The organism is Pseudomonas sp. P42 (assembly GCF_017973755.1).
In the GTDB taxonomy this organism is placed as follows: Bacteria; Pseudomonadota; Gammaproteobacteria; order Pseudomonadales; family Pseudomonadaceae; genus Aquipseudomonas; species Aquipseudomonas iridis.
The window spans coordinates 844,983-870,105 of sequence record NZ_JACOPU010000001.1 but is presented as its reverse complement, the minus strand read 5'-3'; the positions used below and the strand labels follow the sequence as shown (position 1 = coordinate 870,105).

At 61.9% G+C, this 25,123-nt stretch carries 2 protein-coding genes (1 of these 2 running past the window's edge); both read right to left on the bottom strand.

Annotated elements, in window-relative coordinates; translation table 11 throughout:
* Window positions 1-12,710 carry the 5' portion of a non-ribosomal peptide synthase/polyketide synthase gene (locus H8B20_RS03935; protein ID WP_210622398.1) on the bottom strand. Its footprint begins 895 nt before the window's first position, so 12,710 of the gene's 13,605 nt are visible here — the first part of the coding sequence; the start codon lies at window positions 12,708-12,710; the stop codon falls past the left edge of the window.
* A complete protein-coding gene (locus H8B20_RS03930; RefSeq protein WP_210622397.1) occupies window positions 12,710-25,123 on the bottom strand; it encodes a non-ribosomal peptide synthase/polyketide synthase in 12,414 nt (4,137 codons plus the stop codon). Before H8B20_RS03930 ends, H8B20_RS03935 begins: the two co-directional genes overlap by 1 nt.

The window sequence follows — 25,123 nt, the reverse complement described above, 5'->3', positions numbered from 1 at the left end:
TTCTCTTCGATCAGCGGGCGGTTGTTCTTGATCCACTCGATCAAGTCCAGTTGCGGCTCGTTCGGCTCCATCAGCAGCGGAAACGGCTGCGGCGCGGCGATCAGCGACTCACGGACCGGCGCCGGGCGAACCTTGGCCACCGGCGCGGCGCCGCGTTTGAGAAACTTGCCGAGCTTATCGGCCTTGGGCCCGGGCGCAGCCGGCCTGGCGGCCACGGCTAAGTTGTCGACTGGCATGCTGATAGCTCCCAATTGAATGTCCTGATCAGCGACGATCTGTTCCAACAGAGCTATCCAGGCCTTCACCAGGTACTGAATGCGCTCGTGTCCGAACAAGGTTGTGGCGAATTGCCAATTGCCCAGCAATTGCCCTTCTTCTTCGTCAACGAACAATGCCATGTCGAATTTAGAATGGGTCTGCAATGCCGCCAGCGGCTCGACGCTCAAACCACCCATGGACTGAGTGCGGCCCGGCAGGTTGTTCATCACGAACAACACCTGCACCAGCGGATTCATGCCCTTGTGCCGTGGCACGCCCGAGGTGTCGATGATCATGTCCAGCGGCAGGTCCTGATGCTCCAGCGCGCCGAGCAGATTGTCCTGGGTGCGGGTGAGGAACGTGGCAAACGTCGCCGCCGCGTCGAAGCGTGAACGCAGCGGCAGCACGTTGACGAAGAACCCGATCAACCGCTCCAGCTCCGGTTGCTCGCGCCCGGCTACGTCGGCACCGACCACCACATCGGCGCCATTGCCGAAGCGGTGCAGCAACACCTGGAACGACGCCAGCAGCGTGCTGTACAACGTCACGCCGGCCTCGGTGGAGAGCCTGCGCAAAGCCTGGCTCAAAGCCCCCGGCAGATGGAACTGCACGGCGTCACCGTCGTATGAGGCAATTGCCCCGCGCGGCGTGTCCAGTGGCAGGTTGAGCTGCCCGCTGTAACCGTCGAGCGCGTCTTTCCAGTAAGCCGCCTGCTGACCAAGAATCCCTTTGCGCTCCAGTTCCTGTTGCCACAAGGCGAAGTCGGAATACTGCACTTCCAGCGCCGGCAACGGCGTGGCATCCCCCGCCTTGCTCAACTCATAGATCTGCACCAACTCATTGACCAGCACGCCCATCGACCAACCGTCGGAGATGATGTGATGCATCGAGAACAGCAACACATGCTCGGTGGCCGACAGATGCAGAATGCGCCCGCGCCACAACGGCGCCTGTTGCAGATCGATCGGTGTGCGTGCGTTATCCAGCGCCGCTTGCGCGACGTGTTCTTCCTGGGCACTGCGCGACAGCGCGGACAAATCAAGTACCGGGAAGTCGACCTCTACCTGCTCGCAAATCAATGCGATCGGATCACCTTCATCGTCCTGGGAATATGCCGTGCGCAGCACTTCATGGCGGCGCACCACTTCGGCGAAACTGCTGACGAAGCGTTCAACCGACAGCTCGCCACGCAAGCGCAAGGCCAGCGGCATGCCATACGCGGAACTGCCACCGGACAACTGCTCAGCGACCCACAAGCGGCGTTGCACCAACGACAACGGCGCCGTCGACTTGCTACCCCAGGCCTTTAGCGGAACGGACTGACTGACCGAACCGTCCTCGGTTGGCGTTTGCTCCTGAGCCATCCACGCTGCCAGATCCTTGAGGCGCGGATGATTGAACAGGTCACGCAGCCCCAACGTCCCGCTGGTCAGTTTGCGCAGGCGCGACACCGCTTGCGTGGCGAGCAGCGAGTGCCCGCCCAGCTCGAAGAAGTGGTCCTCGCGACTGACCTGATCGAGTGCCAGCACGCCCTGCCAGATCGCTGCAATTTGTTGTTCCAGCGCACCGACCGGAGCAACGAAATCGCCTGCAGCAACAACACTGTCGACGCCAGGCAAGGCCTTGCGATCGATTTTGCCGTTGGGCGTCAATGGCAGGCTGGCAAGTAACAGGATGTGCGCCGGGACCATGTAGTCCGGCAGATTTTCCTTGAGTTCGGCACGTACGCGGTCACGCCACAGGCCTTGTTCGGCCGGGCTGGCCTGGATCAGTGCAGCATCGTGTGGCACCAGCCATGCAACCAGTTGCTGACCGCTTATGCCCGGTTGCGCCAGCACCAGTGCCTGGCTCACGGTTGCGATCTGCAACAGACGGGCTTCGATTTCACCCAGCTCGATACGGAACCCGCGAATCTTCACCTGATGGTCGATTCGCCCGACATATTCGATCACGCCATCGGCGCGATAACGCGCCAGATCTCCCGTGCGATACAGACGCCCGCCATCCGCGGCGAACGGATCAGGAATGAAGCGCAATGCGGTCAGATCAGGACGGTTCAGATAACCCCGCGCCAGACCGGCGCGCCCAACGTACAACTCACCGATGCAACCCTTGACGACCGGGTTCAGATCGCCATCAAGCAAGTACCACGACAAGTCCGGGATCGGCTCGCCAATCGGGCTGCTGGCGTCACTCTGCAAATCGGCCAGCGAGACGGGACGATACGTCACGTGCACGGTGGTTTCGGTGATGCCGTACATGTTGATCAGTTGCGGGGCCTGGTCGCCAAAACGCTCGAACCATGGACGCAGGCTCTCGACCTCCAGCGCCTCACCACCGAACACCACGTAACGCAGGGAAGATTGCGCTGCCGCGTGCTCCGGGGCGCAGGCCACTTGCATCAGTTGTTTGAACGCCGACGGCGTCTGGTTGAGCACCGTAATCCCTTCGCGGCACAGCAACGCATGGAAATCTTCCGGCGAGCGGCTGACCTCATAAGGCACCACCACCAGTTTGCCACCGTACAGCAGCGCACCGAAAATCTCCCAGACCGAGAAGTCGAACGCGTAGGAATGGAACAGGCTCCAGACATCCTGCGGGCCGAAATCGAACCAGGCGTCGGTCGCCTTAAACAGGCGCAGAACGTTGTGATGGGCGAGCAAGGCGCCTTTCGGCTGACCGGTGGAGCCCGAGGTGTAAATCACGTAAGCCAGGTTATCCGGGCTCATGCGCACCTGCGGGTTACTGTCGCTGTAGCGTTCAAGGCCGTCGCGATCCTGATCGAGCTTCAGACTGCGTACGCAATCCGGCACCGGTAGACGATCCAGCAAATGACTTTGCGTCAGCAGCAATTCGATGCCGCTGTCATCAATCATGTAGGCAAGGCGATCCTGCGGATAGCTTGGATCGAGCGGCACATAGGCGCCACCGGCCTTGAGAATCGCCAGTAGACCGACCAGCATTTCGAGGCTGCGCTCCACCGCCAGGCCAATGCGCACGTCCGGGCCGACGCCACTGGCGATGAGCTTGTGGGCCAATTGGTTGGCGCGACGGTTGAGTTCGCCGTAGCTCAGTGTCTGCTCGGCACAGGTCACGGCAATCGCCTGCGGGGCGCGCTCGGCTTGCGCCTCGATCAATTGATGCAGGCAGGCTTCGCTCGGGAAGTCGGCCACGACCGGATTCCAGTCCTGCAGCATTTGTCGTTCGCCCGCCGCATCCAGCAGCTTCCATTCACCCACGCAACGATCAGCACTGGCGCTCATATCGGTCAGGAGTTGTTGCAACTGCGTCGACAGTTTGACCACCGTGTCGGCGGCGAAGCTTGCGTGCTGATAGCTGAAGTGCACGGTCAACTGCTCATCCAGGTTGACCATCAACGTCAGCGCATAGTTGGTCTGCTCATGACGCTCGACATCGCCAAAGCGCAGGTCGTCCGACGCGGCTTGCTGCAAGGCTTCGGCAATCGGGTAGTTCTCGAACACCAGAATGTTGTCGAACAACGCCTCCCCGCTCTGCCCGGCCCAGCGTTGAATGTCGAACAGCGGTGTGTGTTCCTGCTCGCGCAGCAACAGGTTTTGCGCCTGCACCTGTTGCAACCATTGCGGCAACGGCTGCTCGGCTCGTGGGCTGGCGATGATCGGCAAGGTGTTGATGAACAGACCGATCTGGCCTTCGACGCCACTCAACTGCGCCGGACGACCCGATACGGTGGCACCGAACGCAACGGTGTCTTGCCCGGTGTAGCGCTGCAACAGCAACAGCCACGCGGCTTGCACCAGGGTGTTGACCGTGACTTTTTGCGCACGGGCGAAGCGGTTGAGTTCGGCGGTCACATCGCTGTCCAGTGTGAGCAAATGCTCGCCCTGTCCTGCGACCGTGGCGTCAGCGCTGCGTGCCACGGCATCGGCCAGATAGGTCGGTGTCTCGAAGTCGGCCAACTGGCCTTTCCAGAAGTTTTCGGTGACCTGCGCGTCCTGTCGCGCCAGCCATTCGATGTAATCGCGATAACGCCCGGCCCCCATCACCGGCGCTTGACCGTGGTAGCGCTGCAAGACTTCGCCGAGCAACTGCGAGTTGCTCCAGCCATCCATCAAAATATGGTGAGAGGTGTAAATCAGCTGATAACGCTCGGCCGCCACTCGCACCACCACCAAACGCAGCAACGGTGCCGCGTGCAGGTCAAAACCCTGCTGGCGCTGTGCAAGCTCCAGATCCCTCAGGGCCTGGGGCAAATCACCGCGATCACGCCAGTCGAGCACGCTGAACGGCACCTGCAGTCCCTTGTGGATCACTTGCAGCGGACACGGCAGATCACCCTCCCAGACGAAACCGCTGCGCAGCACTTCATGGCTGTCCATCGCCGCTTGCCAGGCCTCGCGGAATCGCTCGACCTGCAAGCCATCCACGGCAACACACATCTGGTTGATGTAATCGCCGGACTGTTGCGCATAGAGGGTGTGGAACAACATGCCCTGCTGCATCGGTGACAACGGATAGATGTCCTCGACCAGATGTGGCGAAGTCGGCAAGCCGTCGAGCTGAGCCTGAGTCAGCCGCGCCAGCGGGAAGTCCGACGGTGTCAGCCCTTCCACCCCCGGCGTCAGGCAATGCCCGGTCAACGCCGCAAGTTCCTGAGCGTAATCTTCGGCCAGCGCTTCAATCACCGCGCTGTCGAAACGTTCGCTACTGAAGGTCCAGCCGATGCTCAGTTCGCCGCCATACACCTGACCGTTAAGGGTCAGCCAGTTGCCCAACGGCGCGTCCGGGCTCTGATCGAGGCCGGCGTTATCCGGCGACGGGACGAACAGCGCGCCGTCGTCGCTTTCGAAACTGCCGTCGAACTGGCCCAGGTAGTTGAAGGTAATCCGTGGAGTCGGCAAGGCGCGCAAGCTGTCTTGCACTTGGGCATCACCGAGGTGACGCAACGCGCCGAAGCCAATGCCCTTGTTCGGGATCGAGCGCAGTTGTTCCTTGATCTGTTTGATTGAATCGCCCGGCAGTGCCGCAGGGGTCAGGCGCACCGGGAACAGGCTGGTGAACCAGCCGACGGTGCGGGTCAGGTCGACACCGTCAAACAGTTCTTCGCGACCATGGCCTTCAAGCTGAATCAGCGTCGAAGCCTGCCCGCTCCAGCGGCCAATGACGCGGGCCAGTGCCGTCAGCAACAGGTCGTTGACCTGAGTGCGATAAGCCGCCGGCGCTTCTTGCAGCAGTTGTCGGGTCAGCTCAGGACTCAAACGAGTCTGGACGGTCTGCGCCAGTCGATTTTGCTCGCTGGCGTCGGCGCGCTTGCACGGCAGATCAGCGCCGACATTGCTCAGGCAGGCCTGCCAATAAGCCAGTTCGGCCTGCAACGCCGGGCTGTTGGCGTAACCCTGCAAGTGCTCGCTCCAGTCCTTGAAGGCGCTGGTTTTCGACGGCAGGTTCAGGGGCTGATCGTTGAGCAATTGCTGATAAGCATTTTGCAGATCTTCGAGCAGAATCCGCCACGACACCCCGTCCACCACCAAGTGATGGATCACCAATTGCAAACGCTGAGAGCCATCGGCCAGCGTCGCCAACACCGCACGCAGCAATGGCCCGTTTTGCAGATCGAGGCTGCGCTGGGCGCGGTTGCCCAACGCTTCCAGCGCCGCGGCATCGAGGACGTCTTCTTGCCAAAGCAGATTGTGCGGCGGGTCTTCAACCGCGCGATGCTTGGCCTGCCACAAGCCATCGTGCGCAACGAAGCTCAGGCGCAAGGCGTCGTGATGCCCCACCAGCGCACGCAGCACCTGCTCGACCTTGGCGGCGTCCAGCGTCTGACGCGGTTTGAGCAGCACTGACTGGTTCCAGTGGTGACGTTCCGGAATCTGGTCTTCGAAAAACTGCTGCTGAATCGGCAATAGCTGTGCTGCGCCGGTCACCGCTCGCTGATCGATCGTCGATTCCTCAATGCCCAATTGTGCGACCAGCGCCAGACGCTGCACGGTCTGGTGCTGGAACAGGTCTTTGGGATTGAGGCGAATACCTGCCTGACGTGCACGGCTGACCACTTGAATCGAAATGATCGAGTCGCCGCCCAGCTCAAAGAAGTTGTCGTTCAAACCGACTTGCGGCAGTTTCAGTACGTCTTGCCAGATGGCCGCCAAGCGCTGTTCCAGCTCGGTTTGCGGTGCCTGATAGGCTTGCTGTGCCTGACTCGCATCCGGAGACGGCAGTGCGCTGCGGTTGAGTTTGCCGTTGCCGGTCAGCGGCAGTTGCGCCAGCAGCAACAGGTGTGCCGGGATCATGTGATCCGGCAGGTTTTCCTTGAGTTGAGCACGCACCTTGTCGCGCCACTGCGCCTGTTCGGCAGGGCTGGCTTCAAGCAATGTAACGTCGTCCGGCACCAGCCAGGCGACCAGTTGCTGACCGCTAAGGCCCGGTTGCGCCAGCACCACAGCCTGACGCACGGCGGCTTGTTCGAGCAATTGCGCTTCGATTTCGCCCAACTCGATACGGAAGCCACGGATCTTCACCTGATGGTCGATTCGACCGACGTATTCGATCACGCCATCGGCGCGATAACGCGCCAGGTCTCCCGTGCGATACAGACGCCCGCCATCCGCGGCGAACGGATCAGCAATGAAGCGCGATGCGGTCAGGTCAGGACGGTTCAGATACCCCCGCGCCAGACCGGCACGCCCGACGTACAACTCACCGATGCAACCCTTGGCCACCGGGTTCAGATCGCCGTCGAGCAGATACCACGACAGGTCCGGGATCGGCTCGCCAATCGGGCTGCTGGCATCACGTTGCAGATCAGCCATCGACAACGGACGGTAGGTCACGTGTACGGTGGTTTCGGTGATGCCGTACATGTTGATCAGTTGCGGGGCCTGATCGCCAAAACGCTCGAACCAGGGGCGCAAGCTTTTGACTTCCAGCGCCTCGCCGCCGAACACCACGTAACGCAGGGACGGTTGCGCTGCCGCGTGTTCGGGGGCGCAGGCCACTTGCATCAGTTGCTTGAACGCCGACGGCGTCTGGTTGAGCACGGTGATGCCTTCGCGGCACAACAACCCATGGAAATCTTCCGGCGAACGGCTGACCTCGTAAGGCACCACCACCAGTTTGCCGCCGTACAGCAACGCACCGAAAATCTCCCACACCGAGAAGTCGAACGCGTAGGAATGGAACAGACTCCAGACATCCTGCGGGCCGAAATCGAACCAGGAATCGGTCGCTTCGAACAAGCGCAAGACGTTGCGGTGGGCGAGCAAAGTACCTTTCGGTTGACCGGTCGAGCCGGAGGTGTAAATCACGTAAGCCAGGTTGTCCGCGCTCATGCACACTTGCGGATTGTTGTCGCTGTAGCTTTCGAGACCGTCATGCTCCTGATCGAGCATCAGGCTGCGGACGCAATCCGGCACCGGCAGACATTCCAGCAGATGACTTTGCGTCAGCAGTAATTCGATGCCGCTGTCGCCGATCATGTAGCTCAGACGATCTTGCGGATAGCTCGGATCGAGCGGGACATAGGCGCCGCCAGCCTTGAGAATGGCCAGTAGACCCACCAGCATTTCCAGACTGCGCTCCACCGCCAGACCGACGCGCACGTCAGGGCCAACACCACTGGCGATCAGCTTGTGGGCCAATTGGTTGGCGCGGCTGTTGAGCTCGCCGTAGCTCAGCGTCTGCTCGGCACAGGTCACGGCAATCGCTTGCGGGGCGCGCTCGACTTGCGCTTCGATCAGTTGATGCAGGCACGCTTCGCTCGGGAAGTCGGCCACGGCCGGGTTCCATTGCAACAGAGTGGCTTGACGCTCGGCGTTGTCGTGCAGCGGCAACTCGGCAATGCGCCGGGAGCAATCGGCAACGATGCCGTGCAACAGATTCGTCCAGTGCTGCGCCAGGCGTTGCAAGGTGGTGGCGTCGAACAGGTCAGTGGCGTAAGTCAGTTCGGCCCAGACGTTATCGGCTGATTCGAACGTGTCCAGCGTCAGGTCGAATTGCGCCGTGTGCGAGGTCCAGTTCAGGCCCTCGATAGTGATCTGCGGCAGACGTGTCGCACCGCTACCCTGTCGCGCCTGACTCTGGTGGTTATGCAGCACCTGGAACAAGGGGCTGTGGCTCAGACTGCGTTCCGGCTGCAAGGCGTCGACCAATTGCTCGAACGGCAGGTCCTGATGAGCCTGAGCGTCGAGCACAGTGCGCTTCACTTGTTGCAGCAGGCTGCGGAACGTCTGTTGGCTGTCGAACTCGGCCTTGAGCACCTGAGTGTTGACGAAGAAGCCAATCAGACCTTCGGTCTCGACCCGATTGCGGTTGGCCACCGGCACGCCGACCCGGATGTCGGCCTGACCGCTGTAGCGATGCAGCAAGGTCTGGAAAGAGGCCAGCAACAGCGCAAACAGGGTGACGTTCTCGCGTTGTGCAACGTGCTTGAGACCCGCGGCCAGTTCCGCGCTGAGCGCAATGTCCTGGCGCGCACCGCGATAGCTCTGCTCCGACGGGCGCGGACGGTCGGTCGGCAATTCGAGCAACGGCTGCTCGCCGTCGCCCAGTTGCGCCGTCCAGTAGCTCAGTTGACGCTCGCGTTCACCCGCATCCATCCACTGCCGTTGCCACACGGCGTAGTCGGCGTACTGCACCGGCAATGCCGGCAACTGTGCAGTTTTATCCGCGCTGTAGGCGGCATACAACGCCACCAGTTCATCGACCATGATGCCCATCGACCAGCCATCGGAAACGATGTGGTGCAAGGTAATGATCAGTGCGTGGTCATCAGCGGCCATTCGCAATAGCTTGACCCGCAGCAACGGGCCTTTGTGCAGGTCGAACAGGTGCAGGGTTTCGGCGGCGATCAACGCTTGCAGCGCGCAATCGTCCAGCTCGCCAGCAATGTCTTCGACGGCAAGTTCCAGCGTCGCCTGAGCCTGGATCACTTGCAGGGTCCGGCCCTGCTCTTCGACAAAACAGGTGCGCAGTGATTCGTGACGGGCGATCAACGCATCGAAGCTGCGCTGCAATGCCGGCAAGTCCAGTTCGCCACGCAGGCGCAAGGCAGCCGGTACGTGATAGGCGGTGCTGGTCGGTTCCAGTTGCCAGAGAAACCATTGGCGTTCCTGGGCGTACGACAATGTCAGCGGTTGCGAGCGTGGCAGCACGACGATCGGCGGCTCCTGATGCGCCTGCTCGATCCCGAGGGCAGCGACGAAATCTGCCAGCGTGCTGTGTTCGAAGAGCGTGCGCAGCGGCACTTGCACATTGAGCGCCTGACGTACCCGCGATATGACCTGAGTTACCAGCAGCGAATGGCCACCGAGTTCGAAGAAGTTGTCACCCAGCCCCACTTGCTCCAGTTTCAACACCGTTTGCCAGATCCCGGCGACGGTCTGCTGGGTGGCGGTCTGCGGCGCAATGTAGGTCGATTGCAACTGGCTGGCGTCGGGCGCCGGCAACGCCTTGCGGTCGACTTTGCCGTTGGGGGTCAATGGCAGTTGTGCGAGAAACAGCAGATGTGCCGGCACCATGTATTCCGGCAACCCGGCCTTGAGGCTGGCCTTGAGCGCCGCGCGCAAATCGGCTTCGCCTTCAGCGTTCAGCGCAGCGCTGGACGACGGCACAACATAGCCCACCAGTTGCGCGCCGGTCGGGCCATCCTGAGCGACGACGACGGTTTCGCGCACGCTGTCGAGCGCCAGCAGGCGCGCTTCAATCTCGCCCAATTCGATCCGGAAACCACGGATTTTGACTTGATGGTCGATGCGCCCGATGTACTCGATCACGCCTTCGGCGCGGTAACGGGTCAGGTCACCGGTGCGATATACGCGTTCGCCGGTGCGCGAAAACGGGTCAGGCACAAAACGCTCGGCCGTCAGCCCAGGACGCTGGAAGTAACCTCGGGCCAGACCATCGCCACCGATCAGCAATTCACCCGGTGCGCCGAGCGGATTGAGTTCCAGGTCACTGCCGAGGATATACAGTGCTGTGTTGTCGATAGGCTTGCCGAGAAACGGACGGCTATTGTCCACACTCAACGGATGCAGCGCCGACCAGATGGTGGTTTCGGTCGGGCCATAGAGATTCCAGACCTTCGGCGAGCGCGCGAGCATGCGTTGCGCGAGCTCCTGTGGCAGCGCTTCACCGCCACACAGAAAGGTGCGGCCGTTGAGGGCAGCGGCGTGTTCGTTCTCCAGCAGCATGCGCCAGGTCGAAGGCGTGGCTTGCAGCATGCTCACGGCGTGGCGGGCGATCAGTTCGAGCACCGCTTGCGGGTCCTGATGCACGTCTTTGCCAGTCAAGACCACGGTGGCACCGGCCAGCAGCGGGCCGTAGATTTCCAGACCGAAAATATCAAACGAGAACGTGGTCAGCGAAAGCATGCGATCAGTCGCGACGATGCCAGGTTGCTCGACCATGCTTGCGACAAAATTGCTCAGGGCCGCATGACGCACCATCACGCCTTTTGGCTTGCCGGTCGAACCGGAGGTGTAGATCGTGTAGGCCAGTTGTTCGCCGGTCACTGCCACATTCGGGGCGCTGGTCGGATAGTCCGCCAGCCAGTCCTGCGGTTGGTCCAGCAACAGGGTTTGCAGTCCCTTCGGAATTGGCAACTGCGTCTGCAAATGCGATTGGGTCAGCAGCAATTGCAGGCCACTGTCCTCGATCATGTAGGCCAGGCGATCTTGCGGATAGGCCGGGTCCAGCGGTACATAAGTGCCGCCAGCCTTGAGGATCGCCAGCAGACCGACGATCATTTCCACACTGCGCTCGACGGCAATACCGACCAGTCGGTCCGGGCCGACGCCAAGCTCGATCAATTTGTGTGCAAGCGGGTTGGCGCGAGTCTCCAGTTGAGCGTAAGTCAGCACCTCCTCGCCGACGATCAGTGCCGTGGCCTCAGGCGTTTGCTGTGCCTGCAAGGCGATGCGTTGATGTACACACGGTGCCGGAGCGGCCTGATCGACTACGCGGCGCCAATCCTGCAACAGCCCTTGATGTTCGGTGTTTTCCAGCAGTGGCAATTCACCAATGCGCTGGTGCGGCGCGGTGACAATGCCCTGCAGCAGATTGAGCCAGTGGCGAGCCAGACGCTCGATGGTTCCGGGCTTGAACAGGTCGGTGGCGTAAGTCAGTTCCGCCGCCACCCCTTCACTGGATTCGTAGGTGCCCAGCGTCAGGTCAAACTGCGCGGTACGACCCTCCCAGACGATGTCCTCGACACTCAGTTGCGGCAGTTGCACCTGGCTCTGGCGCTGGGTCTGGTCGTTGACCGCCTGATGGTTGTACATCACCTGAAACACCGGGCTGTGGCTCAGGCTTCGCTCGGGCTGCAGGGCTTCGATCAGTTGTTCGAACGGCAGATCCTGATGGGCCTGAGCGGCCATGGCCGATTGCTTGACTTGCGCCAGCAACTGGTTGAACGGCAGTTGCCCGTGAACCTCGGCACTCAGCACCTGGGTGTTGACGAAGAAGCCGATCAGGCCTTCGGTTTCGACCCGGTTGCGGTTGGCCGTCGGCACACCAACGCGAATCTGCGACTGGCCGCTGTAGCGGTGCAGCAAGGCCTGGAACGAAGCCAGCAGCACCATGAACAGGCTGGCGCCTTCGCGCTGGGCCAGTTGTTTGAGGGCATCACCCAGGGCCGATGGCATTTTCAGATCGAGGCGCGCGCCGCGAAAGCTTTGCACCGCCGGGCGCGGATGATCGATCGGCAACTCCAGCACCGGATGCTCACCGCCGAGGGTGTCGATCCAGTACGCCAATTGTCGCTCGCGCTCGCCCGCCTCCAGCCAGTGGCGCTGCCAGATCGCATAATCGGCGTACTGCACAGGCAGCGGCGGCAGGCTCAGTGTCTGACCGCTGGTGTCGGCGGCATACTGCTTGATCAGCTCGCCGACCAGCACTTGCATCGACCAGCCATCGGAGATGATGTGGTGCTGGATCAGCGCCAGCACGTGGTCATCTTCCGCAACTTTGAGCAAAGAAACGCGCAGCAGCGGGCCCTGTTGCAGATTGAACGGTCGGGTCGTTTCGTTTTCGACGAAAGCCTTGATCGCGGCGTCCGTGCCAGCGGCGTCGAGGCCCGACTGCAGCGGTGCCAACGAGATGCTCAGCGGCAGTTGTGGATGAATCACCTGGCAGAAGGTTTCGCCCTGCTCGGCGAAGGTGGTGCGCAAGCTTTCGTGCCGTGCGACCAGCGCATTGAAACTGCGCTCAAGCGCGGCGATATCGAGTCTGCCCTTGAGGCGCAAGGCGCTGGGGATGTGATACGCGGTGCTGTGCGGGTCCATTTGCCAAAGGAACAACTGGCGTTCCTGGGCGTAGGACAGCGGAATCGCTTCAAAGCTTGAGCGAGTCTCTGGAATCGGCAGGTTGGCCGGAGAGACGCCCTCTTCGAGCATCTTTTCCAGGTACAGCTTACGTTTGTCCAGCGGCAGAGTGATAAAGCGCTTGGCAATCCTCAAAGCAACACTCGTGTCCATCAGACTTCCTCCATATCGTCAAGCAGGGCTTCCAGCTTGCTCAGTTTCTGTTCGTTGATTGCCCCGCCTCCTGTATTGAGGTGAGCGACAAACTCGCTCAGGACGGGGTGCTGGAATAACAGTTGCGGGGTCAGCGTCAGGCCCAGTTCAAGGGCGATGCGCGACACCACGTTGACCGCCAGCAGCGAGTGCCCGCCCAGTTCGAAGAAGTGATCGTTGAGACCGATGCGTTCGACGTCGAGCACTTGCTGCCAGATCGCCGCGACCTGCTGCTCAAGCTCACTGTGCGGCGCGACATACGCGGCCTGCATCTGGCTGGCATCCACCGCTGGTAGCGCTTTGCGGTCGAGTTTGCCGTTGGGCGTCAGCGGCAACTGCTCAAGAAACAGCAGGTGCGCGGGAATCATGTAGTCAGGTAACGAAGACTTGAGGCCAGTCTTTAGTCCGTCGCGCAGCACTCGCTGCGCCTGGTCGTCGTACAGATCCAGTGGCGGGGCGACCACATAGGCCACCAGTTGCGCGCCGCTCGCACTTTCGACGGCCAGCACCGCCGCTTCGGTGACCGCTGGCTGCGCCAGCAATCGCGCCTCAATCTCCCCCAGTTCGATGCGGTGTCCACGAATTTTCACCTGATGGTCGATGCGTCCCATGTACTCCAGTTCGCCGTCCTCGCGCTGGCGAATGAGGTCGCCGGTGCGATACATGCGCTCACCGTTGGCGACGAACGGGTCAGGCACGAACCGCTCGGCGGTCATCGCCGCACGCCCCAGATAACCGCGAGTGATGCCGGCACCAGACAGGTACAGCTCAGCCGAAACGCCGTGTGGCACCGCGTGCAGATCGACATCGAGCAAATGGCTGGCGCTGTGACCGAGAACCCGACCGATGCGAGCCTGGGCGCCGGCACGGCGGCGGGTCCAGGTCGAATAGGTGGTGTCTTCCGATGGACCGTACAGGTCGTAAACATGCTCGACGCTGCTCTGCTGATACAGCGCCTCCACCAGGCTTTGTTTCAGCGGCTCACCGGCCAGGTTGATGATGCGGACGCTCGGCGGAATCTGCCCGGCGCGTTGCAGCGCGGCGATTGCCGACGGCACGCTGTTGATCAGGCGCACCTGATCTCGGGCCGGCAGTTGCGGCAGTTCCAAAGCGTTGCGGGCGATGATCAGCGAGCCGCCATTGGCCAGGGTCACAAACAGCTCCCACACCGACAGGTCGAAACACACCGAGGTCGAGGCCAGCACGCCTTGAATGTCTTCGCGGCTGTAGACCTGCGCCGACCAGTCGATCAACGCCATGACGTTGCGATGAGCAATCGCCACACCTTTTGGCATGCCGGTGGAGCCGGAGGTGTAGATCACGTAAGCGAGGTTGTCCGGTACCACCGAGGTCTGTGGCGCTTGGGCCGGATAACCTTCCAGTGCAACCTGATCGAGCAGCAGGACCTGGGTTTGGGCCGGCACATTCAGCGTCGCCGCCAACCGTTGTTCGGTAAGCAGAACCCGCGCACGACTGTCCTCGAGCATGTAGGCCACACGATCGGCCGGGTAATCCGGGTCCAGCGGCACATAGGCGCCACCGGCCTTGAGCACTGCCAGCAGCGCAACCAGCAATTGCTCGGAACGTGGCATCGCCACACCCACGCGTACTTCCGGGCCGACGCCGAGCTCAACCAGTTTGTGCGCCAGACGATTGGCCTGTGCGTCCAGTTCGGCATAGCTGAGTTGCGTGCTGGCGAAGGTCACGGCCAGCGCATCTGGCATGGCCGCCACCTGACGGGCAATGCTCTGGTGGATGCACAGATCGGTGACGAAATCGTCGATAACGCACGGCGAGCTCTCGATCAGTTTCAGTTCGCTGAGTGAGCGCTCGCCTCCATCGATCATCTGACTGAGCAGACGTTGCAGATGCGCGCCCAACTGCGTGACCTCGGTCGCCGCAAAGCTGTCGCGCTGATAGCTGAAGTGCACCGACAATTCAGCGCCCATGTGCACCAACAGCGTCATCGGATAGTTGGTCTGCTCGTGATTGACCACCGGGCCGAAGCGCAGACCTTCTGGCGCGCCCTGCTCCAGCGCCTCGGCAATCGGGTAGTTCTCGAACACCATCAGGCTGTCGAACAGCGCACCACCACCCTGCCCGGCCCAGCGCTGAATTTGCGCCAGCGGCGTATGCTCGAATTCGCGCAGTGCCAGGTTTTGCGCCTGCACGCCTTGCAACCAACTGGCCAAGCTCTGCTGCGCACGCGGGGCGGCGATGACCGGCAAGGTATTGATGAACAGGCCGATCTGCTGTTCAGCCCCCGGCAGATCCGCCGGACGCCCGGCGACAGTGGCGCCGAACGCCACACAGTCTTTGCCGGTGTAGCGCTGCAGCAGCAACAGCCACGCGGCTTGCACCAGGGTGTTGACGGTGACTTTCGAGGCCCGGGCGAACTCACTCAGACGCTCCGTCAGAGCGGCGTCCAGCACCTGGAAATGATCGCCGTAACCGGTGCTCGGCAAAGCGCTGTCCGGCCGTGCGATGGCGTCGGCCAGTCGAGTCGGTTCCTCAAGTTTATTCAGCGCGGCCTGCCAGTAAGCCTCGGCGGCCGCCGCGTCCTGACGCTGCAACCAGCCGATGTAATCACGATAACGACCGCTCGGACGCTGCACCACTTCGCCGCTGTAATGCTGCAATACCTCGCCGAGCAACTGCGCACTGCTCCAGCCATCCATCAGGATGTGATGGTTGGTGTAGATCAAGTGATGGCGGTCGACGGCGGTACGCACCAGCACCAGTCGCAGCAAGGGTGCGCGGGTCAGGTCCAGCCCCTGGGCGCGCTCCTCGTCTGCCAGGGTTTGCAATGCGGCGTCCAGATCAGTCCGGCCGCACCAGTCGAGGACGCGGAACGGCACCTCGAGATGGCGCTGCACCACTTGCAGAGGCTGCTCCAGATCACCCTGCCAGACGAATCCGGTACGCAGGATGTCATGGGCATCGACCACCGATTGCCACGCCGCGCGAAAACGCTGTGGATCTACACCATCGACGTCCAGACGCATCTGGTTGATGTAGTCGCCGCCGCCGTGTTCGAGCAGGGTGTGGAACAGCATGCCCTGCTGCATCGGCGACAGCGGATAGATGTCGTCGATAGCCTGCGGTTGCGGCACCAGCAGGTCAAGTTGTGCCTGGCTGAGTGTCGCCAGCGGGAAGTCCGACGGGGTCACCCCACGGTTGGCACTGTCGCAGCAATGGGCGATCAGCGCAGTCAGCTCCTGAAGGTAGTCGTCGGCCAGACGCTGGATAGTCGTCGGGTTGAACATTTCACGGCTGAAGGTCCAGCTCAGGTCCAGTTCGCCACCGAACACTTTACCGTCGAGGGCAAGCGGGCTGCCCAAAGGCCCCTGCATGTTGACCTCTTCGCCGCCGGACTCACTGGTCGGGACGAACAAGGCATCGTCGCCAGCATCGAAACTGCCGTCGAACTGGCCGAGATAGTTGAAGGTCAGGCGCGGTTTCGGCAGGGCTTGCAGCGCTTGTCGGGCAGACTCGTCGCCCAGATGCGCCAGCGCACCGAAGCCGATGCCTTTATTGGGGATCGCGCGCAGCTGTTCCTTGATCTGTTTCAGCGATGCACCGAGATCGGCCACCGGCGACAATCTAGCCGGGAACACACTGGTGAACCAGCCGACGGTGCGCGTCAGATCGACGTTGTCGAACACGTCTTCGCGGCCGTGGCCTTCAAGTTGTACCAACACGCTGTCGTCGCCGGTCCAGCGCACCATCACCCGGGCCAATGCGGTCAGCAGCACGTCGTTGACCTGCGTGCGATAGGCTGCCGGGGCTTCCTGCAACAGTTGACGGGTCAGGTTTTTGTCCAGTTGCGTGCGGATTGCCTGAGCCTGATTGTGTTGCTGGCCGCCCTGCGGGTTATCGCACGGCAACTCGGTCGTGGCGCCTTGCAGTTGTTGCTGCCAGAAGCCCAGTTCAGCCTGCAACGGCGCACTGGCTGCGTAGTCTTGCAATGCCTCGGTCCAGGCCTTGACGGCACTGGTCTTGGCCGGCAGTTGCACGGCCGCACCGGACAGAATCTGCCGGTAAGCGCTTTGCAGGTCCTCGAACAGAATCCGCCACGACACGCCATCCACCACCAGGTGATGCACAACCAGCAACAGGCGCTGAGTGCCGTCGGCGAGGTTCGCCAGCACCGCGCGGATCAACGATCCGTCGCTCAGTTGCAGGCTGCGTTGCGCCTTGTTACCCAGTGCTTCCAGCGCCGCCAGATCAGCCACCTCGACTTGCCACAGGATGGTTTCACCCGCTTGCGTCGCGACATCGCGGTACTGCGCCGTCCAGCCTTGCGCTTGCTCGACAAAGTCCAGGCGCAGGCTGTCGTGATGCACCACCAGTGCATCCAGTGCCTGCTCCAGCGCCTGTGCATCCAGCGGCTGCGCAGGTTTGAGCATCACCGACTGATTCCAGTGGTGACGGTCGGGAATCGCCTGCGTGAAGAACCACTGGTAAATCGGCAGCAGCGCGGTTGCGCCCGTTACCGGTTGCTGGTCGATCACTTGCAACGGCTCGCCGGTTTGCACCACGGCGGCCAGCGCTTGAATGGTCTGGTGCTGAAACAGGTCTTTCGGCGTAAACCGCAGGCCGGCCTGTCGGGCACGGCTGACGACTTGAATCGAGATGATCGAATCACCGCCGAGCTCGAAGAAGTTATCGCTCAGGCCCACGCGTTCCAGCTTCAGCACGTCTTGCCAGATCGTTGCCAGTTGCTGCTCCAGCACACTTTGCGGCGCGACATAGAGTTGCTGCAATTGGCTGACATCAGGCTTGGGCAGGTTCTTGCGATCAAGCTTGCCGTTCGGCGTCAGCGGCATGCGCTCAAGACGCAGCACGTAGGCTGGAACCATGTGCGACGGCAGCGTCGCCTTGAGTTGCGCACGCAATTGTTCAGCGTAATCATCGCTCGACGAGTCGCCGACCACGTAAGCAACCAAGCGTTTACTGCCGGCGTTTTCCTGCGCCACGACCACGGCTTCACGCACGCCATCCAGGGCCTGCAGGCTCGCTTCGATTTCGCCCAACTCAATGCGGAAACCACGGATCTTCACCTGGTTATCAATGCGCTCCAGGTAGTCGAATGTGCCGTCGGCGCGCTGGCGTACCAGGTCGCCGGTGCGATACAACACGCCACCGCTAGGGCTGAACGGGTCAGCGACAAAACGCTCGGCGGTCAGTGCCGCCCGATTCAGATAACCGCGAGCAACGCCACTGCCGCCCAGGTACAGCTCACCGGCCATGCCTTGCGGCAACAGGTTCAAATCAGTATCAAGCACGTAGGCGCTGCGATCGCCGATACGGCTGCCGATTGGCGCATATGCCGCACCACAGGGCTCGCCGCGACCGGCCTTCCAGATCAACGGGGTGACCACCGTTTCGGTCGGCCCGTAGCCGTTGATGATGTACTCGGGATTGAGTGCACGCTTGACCCGTTCAAAACTGGCGTTCGGCACGGCATCGCCGCCGAAGCAGTAAATCCGCACGGGTGGCGGATTGCCGACGCGCTCGGCGTGTTCACCCAGTTGTTGCAGGTACACCGGCGGGAACGCAACCACGGTCACGCCATGCTCGATCATGGCGTTGTAGGTCTGCTCAGGCGTCCACAGGCTGTCGTCGCGAATCAACAGCGAGCCGCCGTGGGTCAGGCTGGTCAACCAGCGTTCATGGGCACCGTCGAAAGCGAACGACATGAAGTGGAATTCACAATCGCTGTCGCGCATTTCATAGCGCTCGCCAATCGCCAGGCAATGCATGGCGAGCGGCCCGTGGGTGACGCTGACGCCTTTCGGATTGCCGGTAGAGCCAGAGGTGTAGATCACGTAGGCGAGGTTGTCCGGATCCAGCGCGACTACCGGTGCCTGCTCGGAATGCGCGCTGAGGTCGAGGTGATCCAGTTCCAGCACGGTCAGTGCATCACCGATCGGCAGTTGCGCCGACACCCGCGAATCGCTCAGCAGCAGCGCCAGACCGGAATCTTCCATCAGGTACGCCAGACGCTCGGGTGGGTAACTGGTGTCCAGCGGGACATACGCACCACCGGCCTTGAGCACGGCCAGCAGCGCGACGATCAGGCCTTCGCTGCGCGGCAACGCCACGCCGACGCGCACTTCCGCCCGTACCCCGCGGGCCACCAGCTCATGCGCGAGACGGTTGGCGCGGGCGTCGAGTTCGCCGTAGCTGAAATGCTGTCCGTCGAAAATCACGGCGGTGCGCTCAGGCTGTTGCGCCGCCAGCCGGGCGTAGCGTTGATGCACGGGGATGTCCTGCGGATAGGCTTGCGGCTGGTTTTGCGCCAGTTGTCGCGCGTGCTCTTGAGCCGTCGCCAAGGCGATTTCGCCGAGAGGACGTTCGGCCGATTCGGCGAACTGCTCCAGCAGGTGCAGCAGTTGCGCGCTCAAACGCTCGATGGTTGTGGCGCTGAAATGCGCCCGATCAAAACTCATGTGCAGCGCCAAAGTGTCGCCCAGCGTCACGCCGAGAGTCAGCGGATAGTGCGTCTGATCCTGGTTGGCCACTTCGCCGAATACCACGCCTTGCGCGGTGCCGTGTTGCAACGCTTCAGAAATCGGGAAATTCTCGAATACCAGCAGCGTGTCGAACAGCGACTCGCCGCCCTGCCCGGCCCAGCGCTGGATATTCGCCAGCGGTGTGTGTTCGAACTCGCGCAGGCTGAGGTTTTGCGCCTGCACAGCGGCCAGCCACGCGGCCACGGTTTGATCCGGACGCGAGCCGGCGATTACCGGTAACGTGTTGATGAACAGTCCGACTTGCTGCTCGATACCGACCAGCTCCGCCGGACGCCCGGCCACGGTGGTGCCGAACGCAACGCAAGTGCTGCCGGTGTAACGCTGCAACAACAGCAGCCACGCGGCTTGCACCAGGGTGTTGGCGGTGACTTTCTGTTCTCGGGCAAACTCGTTCAGACGGCGAGTCCGCGGCGCATCCAGTTGGTAATGCTTGAGCACATGCCCCTTGTCGGCACGCACCTCGCCACCGCCCGCCGCGGCTTGCGCCAGCACGGTCGGCTCGTGGAAGTCCGCCAGTTGCGCCAACCAGAATGCTTCGCTGACGGCGGCGTCCTGACGTTGCAGCCACTGGATGTAATCGGCGTAGCGGCTCAACGGACGCGGCGGTTGCTGGCCGGCATAACGCTGCAAGACTTCGCCAAGCATCTGCGCGCTGCTCCAACCGTCCAGCAAGATATGGTGGTTGGTGAAGATCAGGTGATGACGCTGCTCAGCCACACGAATCAACGTGACGCGCAGCAGCCCGGCCTCGGTCAGGTCGAAGCCCTGCGCCAGGTCGGCGGCCGTGAAATCTTCCAGAGCCTGGGTGATGTCATCGCGCTCACTCCAATCGAGCAGCATGTACGGCAACTCGAGTCGGCGATGGATGATCTGCAGCTGTTCCTGCAATTCGCCCTGCCAGATGAAGCCGCTGCGCAGGATGTCATGGGCGTCCATGGTGGCTTGCCACGCGGCGCGAAAACGCTCGGGATCGAGGCCGTCGACATCGACACTCAACTGGTTGATATAGGTGCCATTGCCCTGCTCGTACAAGGTATGGAACAACATGCCTTGCTGCATCGGCGACAGCGGATAAATGTCTTCGATGCCGGCGGCCGGTACCGTTATCGCATCCAGTTGCGCCTGGCCGATGCGCGCCAGCGGGAAGTCCGAGGGCGTAGTGCCCATTGATTCCGGCAGGCAGCAATGGGTGATCAGCGCTTGCAGCTCGCGGGTGAAATCGTCGGCCAGACGGGAAATGGTTGCCTCGTTGAACTGCTCGCAGCTGAAGGTCCAGCGCAGGTCCAGTTCGCCTTCGTAGACCTGGCCTTCGACGCCCAGCCAGTTGTCCAGCGGTGCGTCCAGGCTTTGCTCAAGCCCGGCACGCTCACCGGCCGGGCTGAACAGTGCGCCTTCCTCGGCATCGAAGCTGCCGTCGAACTGTCCCAGGTAATTGAAGGTGATGCGCGGCACCGGCAGTGCCTTGAGTGAAGTTTGCACCTGCTCGTCACCGAGGTGACGCAGCACGCCGAAACCAAGCCCCTTGTTCGGGATCGCGCGCAGTTGCTCCTTGATCTGCTTGATCGCGCTCGCCAGCGAATCCGCCGGGGTCAGGCGCACCGGGAACACGCTGGTGAACCAGCCGACGGTGCGGGTCAGGTCGATGTCATCAAACAGGTCTTCGCGACCGTGACCTTCGAGCTGAATCAGCGTATCGGCGTACCCGGTCCAACGGCAGATGACCCGCGCCAGCGCGGTCAGCAGCAAATCGTTGACCTGAGTGCGATACGCTGCGGGTGCCTGTTGCAGCAGTTGTTGAGTAAAGGTTTTGTCGAGTCGGCTGTGCAGCACTTGCGCGTGACGACTTTGCAGGCTGCCCTGCGGGTTGTCGCACGGCAGATCCAGTGCCGCGCCCTCAAGCTGCTGTTGCCAGAAACCCAGTTCTGCCAGCACCGCGTCGGTTGCAGCAAAGGATTGCAGATGCTCGCCCCAGGCCTTGTACGAACTGGTTTTGGCCGGCAACTTGATGCTCGAACCCTGCAGCGCTTGCTGATACGCCAGTTGCAGGTCTTCCAGCAAAATCCGCCATGACACACCGTCCACCGCCAGGTGATGCATCGCGAGCAACAGACGCTGACTGCCATCGGCCACGGTGGCCAGCACCGCGCGCAGTAACGGACCTTTTTGCAGGTCGAGACTGCGTTGGGCGTTGGCGTACAGCGCTTGCAGCTCGGCGTCAGCAAGGTTGTCTGCGGTCCACAACAGTTCAGGCTCAATCACGACTGGCGCCACGTCGGCACGCCAACCGTCGGCACTTTCGACGAAGCGCGAACGCAACGCGTCATGTTGGACCAGCAGCGCATTCAACGCCTGCAACAACGCCTCGGCACGCAGGGTTTCATGACTGCGCAGCAGCACGGCCTGGTTCCAGTGATGACGCTGGGGAATGTCATCTGCGAAAAAGACTTGCTGGATCGGCAGCAGCGGCAACGCACCCGTCACCGGTCCTTGATCGACCGTCACGCCAGCGGTGCCTTGTCGAGCCACGCTGGCCAAGCCTTGCACGGTCTGGTGCTGGAACAGGTCGCGCGGGCTGAAGTGAATCCCGGCCTGACGCGAACGGCTGACCACTTGAATGGAGATGATCGAATCACCGCCCAGCTCGAAGAAATTGTCGGTCAGGCCGACCTGTTCGAGCTTGAGCACGTCCTGCCAGATCGCGGCGATCTTCTGTTCCATTTCGCTGCGCGGCGCAACAAAGGCTTGTTGCATCTGGCTGGCGTCCGGCGACGGCAAGGCCTTGCGATCCAGTTTGCCATTCGGGCTCAGCGGCAATGCGCCGAGGAACAGCACTTGGGTCGGCACCATGTAATCCGGCAGGCTGTTTTTGAGTTGCGCCTTGATCGCGTCGCGCGCCGCGCCTTGCGTATCGGCCGCCGACGAAACCACGTCGGCCTGCTTCGGCACCACGTACGCCACCAGTTGCAGGCTGCTGCCGCCCTGCACCGCCAGCACCACCGCTTCGCTGACGGCATCGAGTTCGACTAGACGCGCCTCGACTTCGCCCAGCTCAATCCGGAAACCACGGATTTTCACCTGGTGGTCAACCCGGCCGACGTATTCGATCTGGCCCTTGGCGTTGAAGCGCGCAAGGTCGCCGGTGCGGTACAACCGAGCACCGCTAGCGGAAAACGGATCGGGAATAAATCGCTCGGCGGTCAGATCCGCACGCTGGAAATAACCGCGCGCCAGCAGCTCGCCGCCAATCAACAGTTCACCGACCACGCCCACCGGCGTCGGTTGACCGTCGGCATCCAGCAAATAGGTATGCCGCCCCGGCAGCGGCTGCCCGATCGGCATTGTCAGTGGTAATGGCTGACGACCGGCCACGTAATCGCTGCAATCAAGCGTGGTCGCGGTGATGGTGGCTTCAGTCGGGCCGTAGGTGTTGAGCAATTTCACGTGCTCAAGCCCCGCCACGCGCCAGGCCTGCACGCCTTCCGGGGGCATTGCTTCACCGCCGCTGTGTACCTGACGCAGCGCGGCATAGTCACGCGGGCCGGCAGCAGCGAATTCCTTGGCGATCATGTTCCAGTAAGCGGTGGTCAAGTCCATGACCGTGATGCCTTGCTCGACGATGTGGCGATACAGGGTTTCGCTGTCCCAGACCTCGTTGCCGCGCAACACCACCGAGGCGCCGCAGGTCAGCGGGCCGAAGAGTTGCTCACCGAAGGCATCAAAGTTGAACGTGGCGAATTGCAGCGCGCAATCGGCGGCACTCAGGCCGTAATAATGCTGCGAGGCGAAGGCGTGCTTGCTCAGCGCACCGTGGCTGATGCCGACCCCTTTCGGGCGACCGGTGGAGCCGGAAGTGAACATCACGTAGGCGAGGTTATCGGCCCACACCGCACACTGTGGATTGCTTTCGTCTGAGTTTGTCCAGATTTGGGGCTGATCCAGACACAGGCACCGCACGTTCTGCGGCACCGGCAGCCGTTCGAGCAAATGGCTTTGCGTCAGCAACAAGTGGCTGGCGCTGTCTTCGATCATGCACAGCAGGCGATCACGCGGGTATTGCGGGTCCAACGGGACGTACGCACCACCCGCCTTGAGTACCGCGAGGATGGCAACAATCAGTTCAAGACCACGGTCGACGGCGACCCCCACCAGCACTTCCGGGCCGACATCCTGCGCCAGCAACGTGCGGGCCAGACGATTGGCTCGGGCATTGAGCTGGGCGTAGGTCAGTTGCTGCCCCTCGAAAATCAGCGCGACGGCATCCGGAGCCTGTGCAACTTGCGCCTCGAACAACTCATGTACCGGGCGCTCGCTCGACCAGGTCGCGTCATGCCGCCCCCAGTCCTGGGTCATCTGCTGATATTCCTGCGCCTGCAACAGCCCGATCTCGCTGACCCTTTGTTGTGGATCGTTGACGATACTGTGCAACAGGTGTGTCCAGTGCCTCGCCATGCGCTCGATGGTTTCACCGTCGAACAGGTCGCTGGCGTAAGTAAACGCGGCGTGCAGCTGACCGCCCTTCTCATACGTGTCAAGGCTCAGGTCGAACTGCGTGCTGCGGCTTTCCCACTCGATCACCCCCAGCTCCAGGCCGCTGCCGACCTTGAGCGTGGTGACATCGGCGACTTCCGGCTGATGGTTGTACATCACCTGGAACAACGGGTTGTAGCTCAGGCTGCGCTCAAGCTTGAGTGCTTCTACCAGCCGTTCAAACGGCAGATCCTGATGTGCCTGGGCGCCGAGCGCGGTTTCCTTGAGTGCGCTCAGCAAGTCGCCGAATCGAGTCTGACCGTCCAGTTGCACGCGCAAAACCTGGGTGTTGACGAAGAAGCCGATAAGACCTTCGATTTCTCGGCGGTTGCGGTTGGCAATCGGCACACCGACGCGCAGATCGTTCTGGCCGGTGTAGCGGTGCAGCAGAATATTGAAGGTGCCCAACAGCAGCATGAACAACGTGACGCCGTGCTGACGCGCAACCCCGCGCAGTTGCTCGACCAGCGCCGCCTCCACTGTCTGCTCGTGACGACGACCGCGATAGCTCGGCAGTACCGGGCGCGGACGATCGACGGGCAGCTCCAGCACCGGGTGCTCGTCGCCCAATTGCGCCAGCCAGTAATCGAGTTGACGCTGTTGCTCGCCAGCCTCCAGCCAACGCCGTTGCCACAGCGCGTAATCGCTGTACTGCACCGCCAGTGCGGGCAGTTCGGCAACCAGCCCCTGATCATGGGCGTCATAAAAACGGCAGAACTCGTCGATCAACACGTTCATCGACCAGCCATCGGAAACGATGTGATGCAACGTCAGCAACAGCACATGCTCCTGCTCGGCCAGTTGCAGCAGACGCACGCGCAACAGTGGCCCGTGGGCCAGATCGAACGGCAGCAGCGACTGCTCTTCTGCCGCCGCCGCCACGTGCACTTCGCGCTCGGCGGCCGCCAAGGCACTGAGGTCGACGCGCTGAATGTCCAACGGTTGTTGCAGCGGCACTTGCAGCAGGCTGTCGTCAGACTGTTGCTGGAACACTGTGCGCAGGGTTTCGTGGCGCTCGATCAGGCTGGTAAAGGCTTGCTCAAGCGCCTGCTGATTCAGGCGACCGGTCAGGCGCACCGCCGCTGGCAGATTGTATGCGCCGCTCTGCGGATCCAGATGCCAGAGAAACCACATGCGTTGCTGGGCGTAAGACAGCGCCTGCCGATCCTCGGCATCGACCCCGGCCGGAATCGGAAACCGGGAAAAATCCACCCCTTCCCTCTGCAGCGCATTCAGGAACATCTGGCGCTTTTCCAGGGGTAACCCGATAAACCGGCGAGCGAGTTTCAAGGAGTCTTCAGCATTCAT

Bases quoted from the DNA above. Each gene is read 5' to 3' on its own strand.
- H8B20_RS03930 (WP_210622397.1), bottom strand. From the start codon at position 25,123: ATGAATGCTGAAGACTCCTTGAAACTCGCTCGCCGGTTTATCGGGTTA.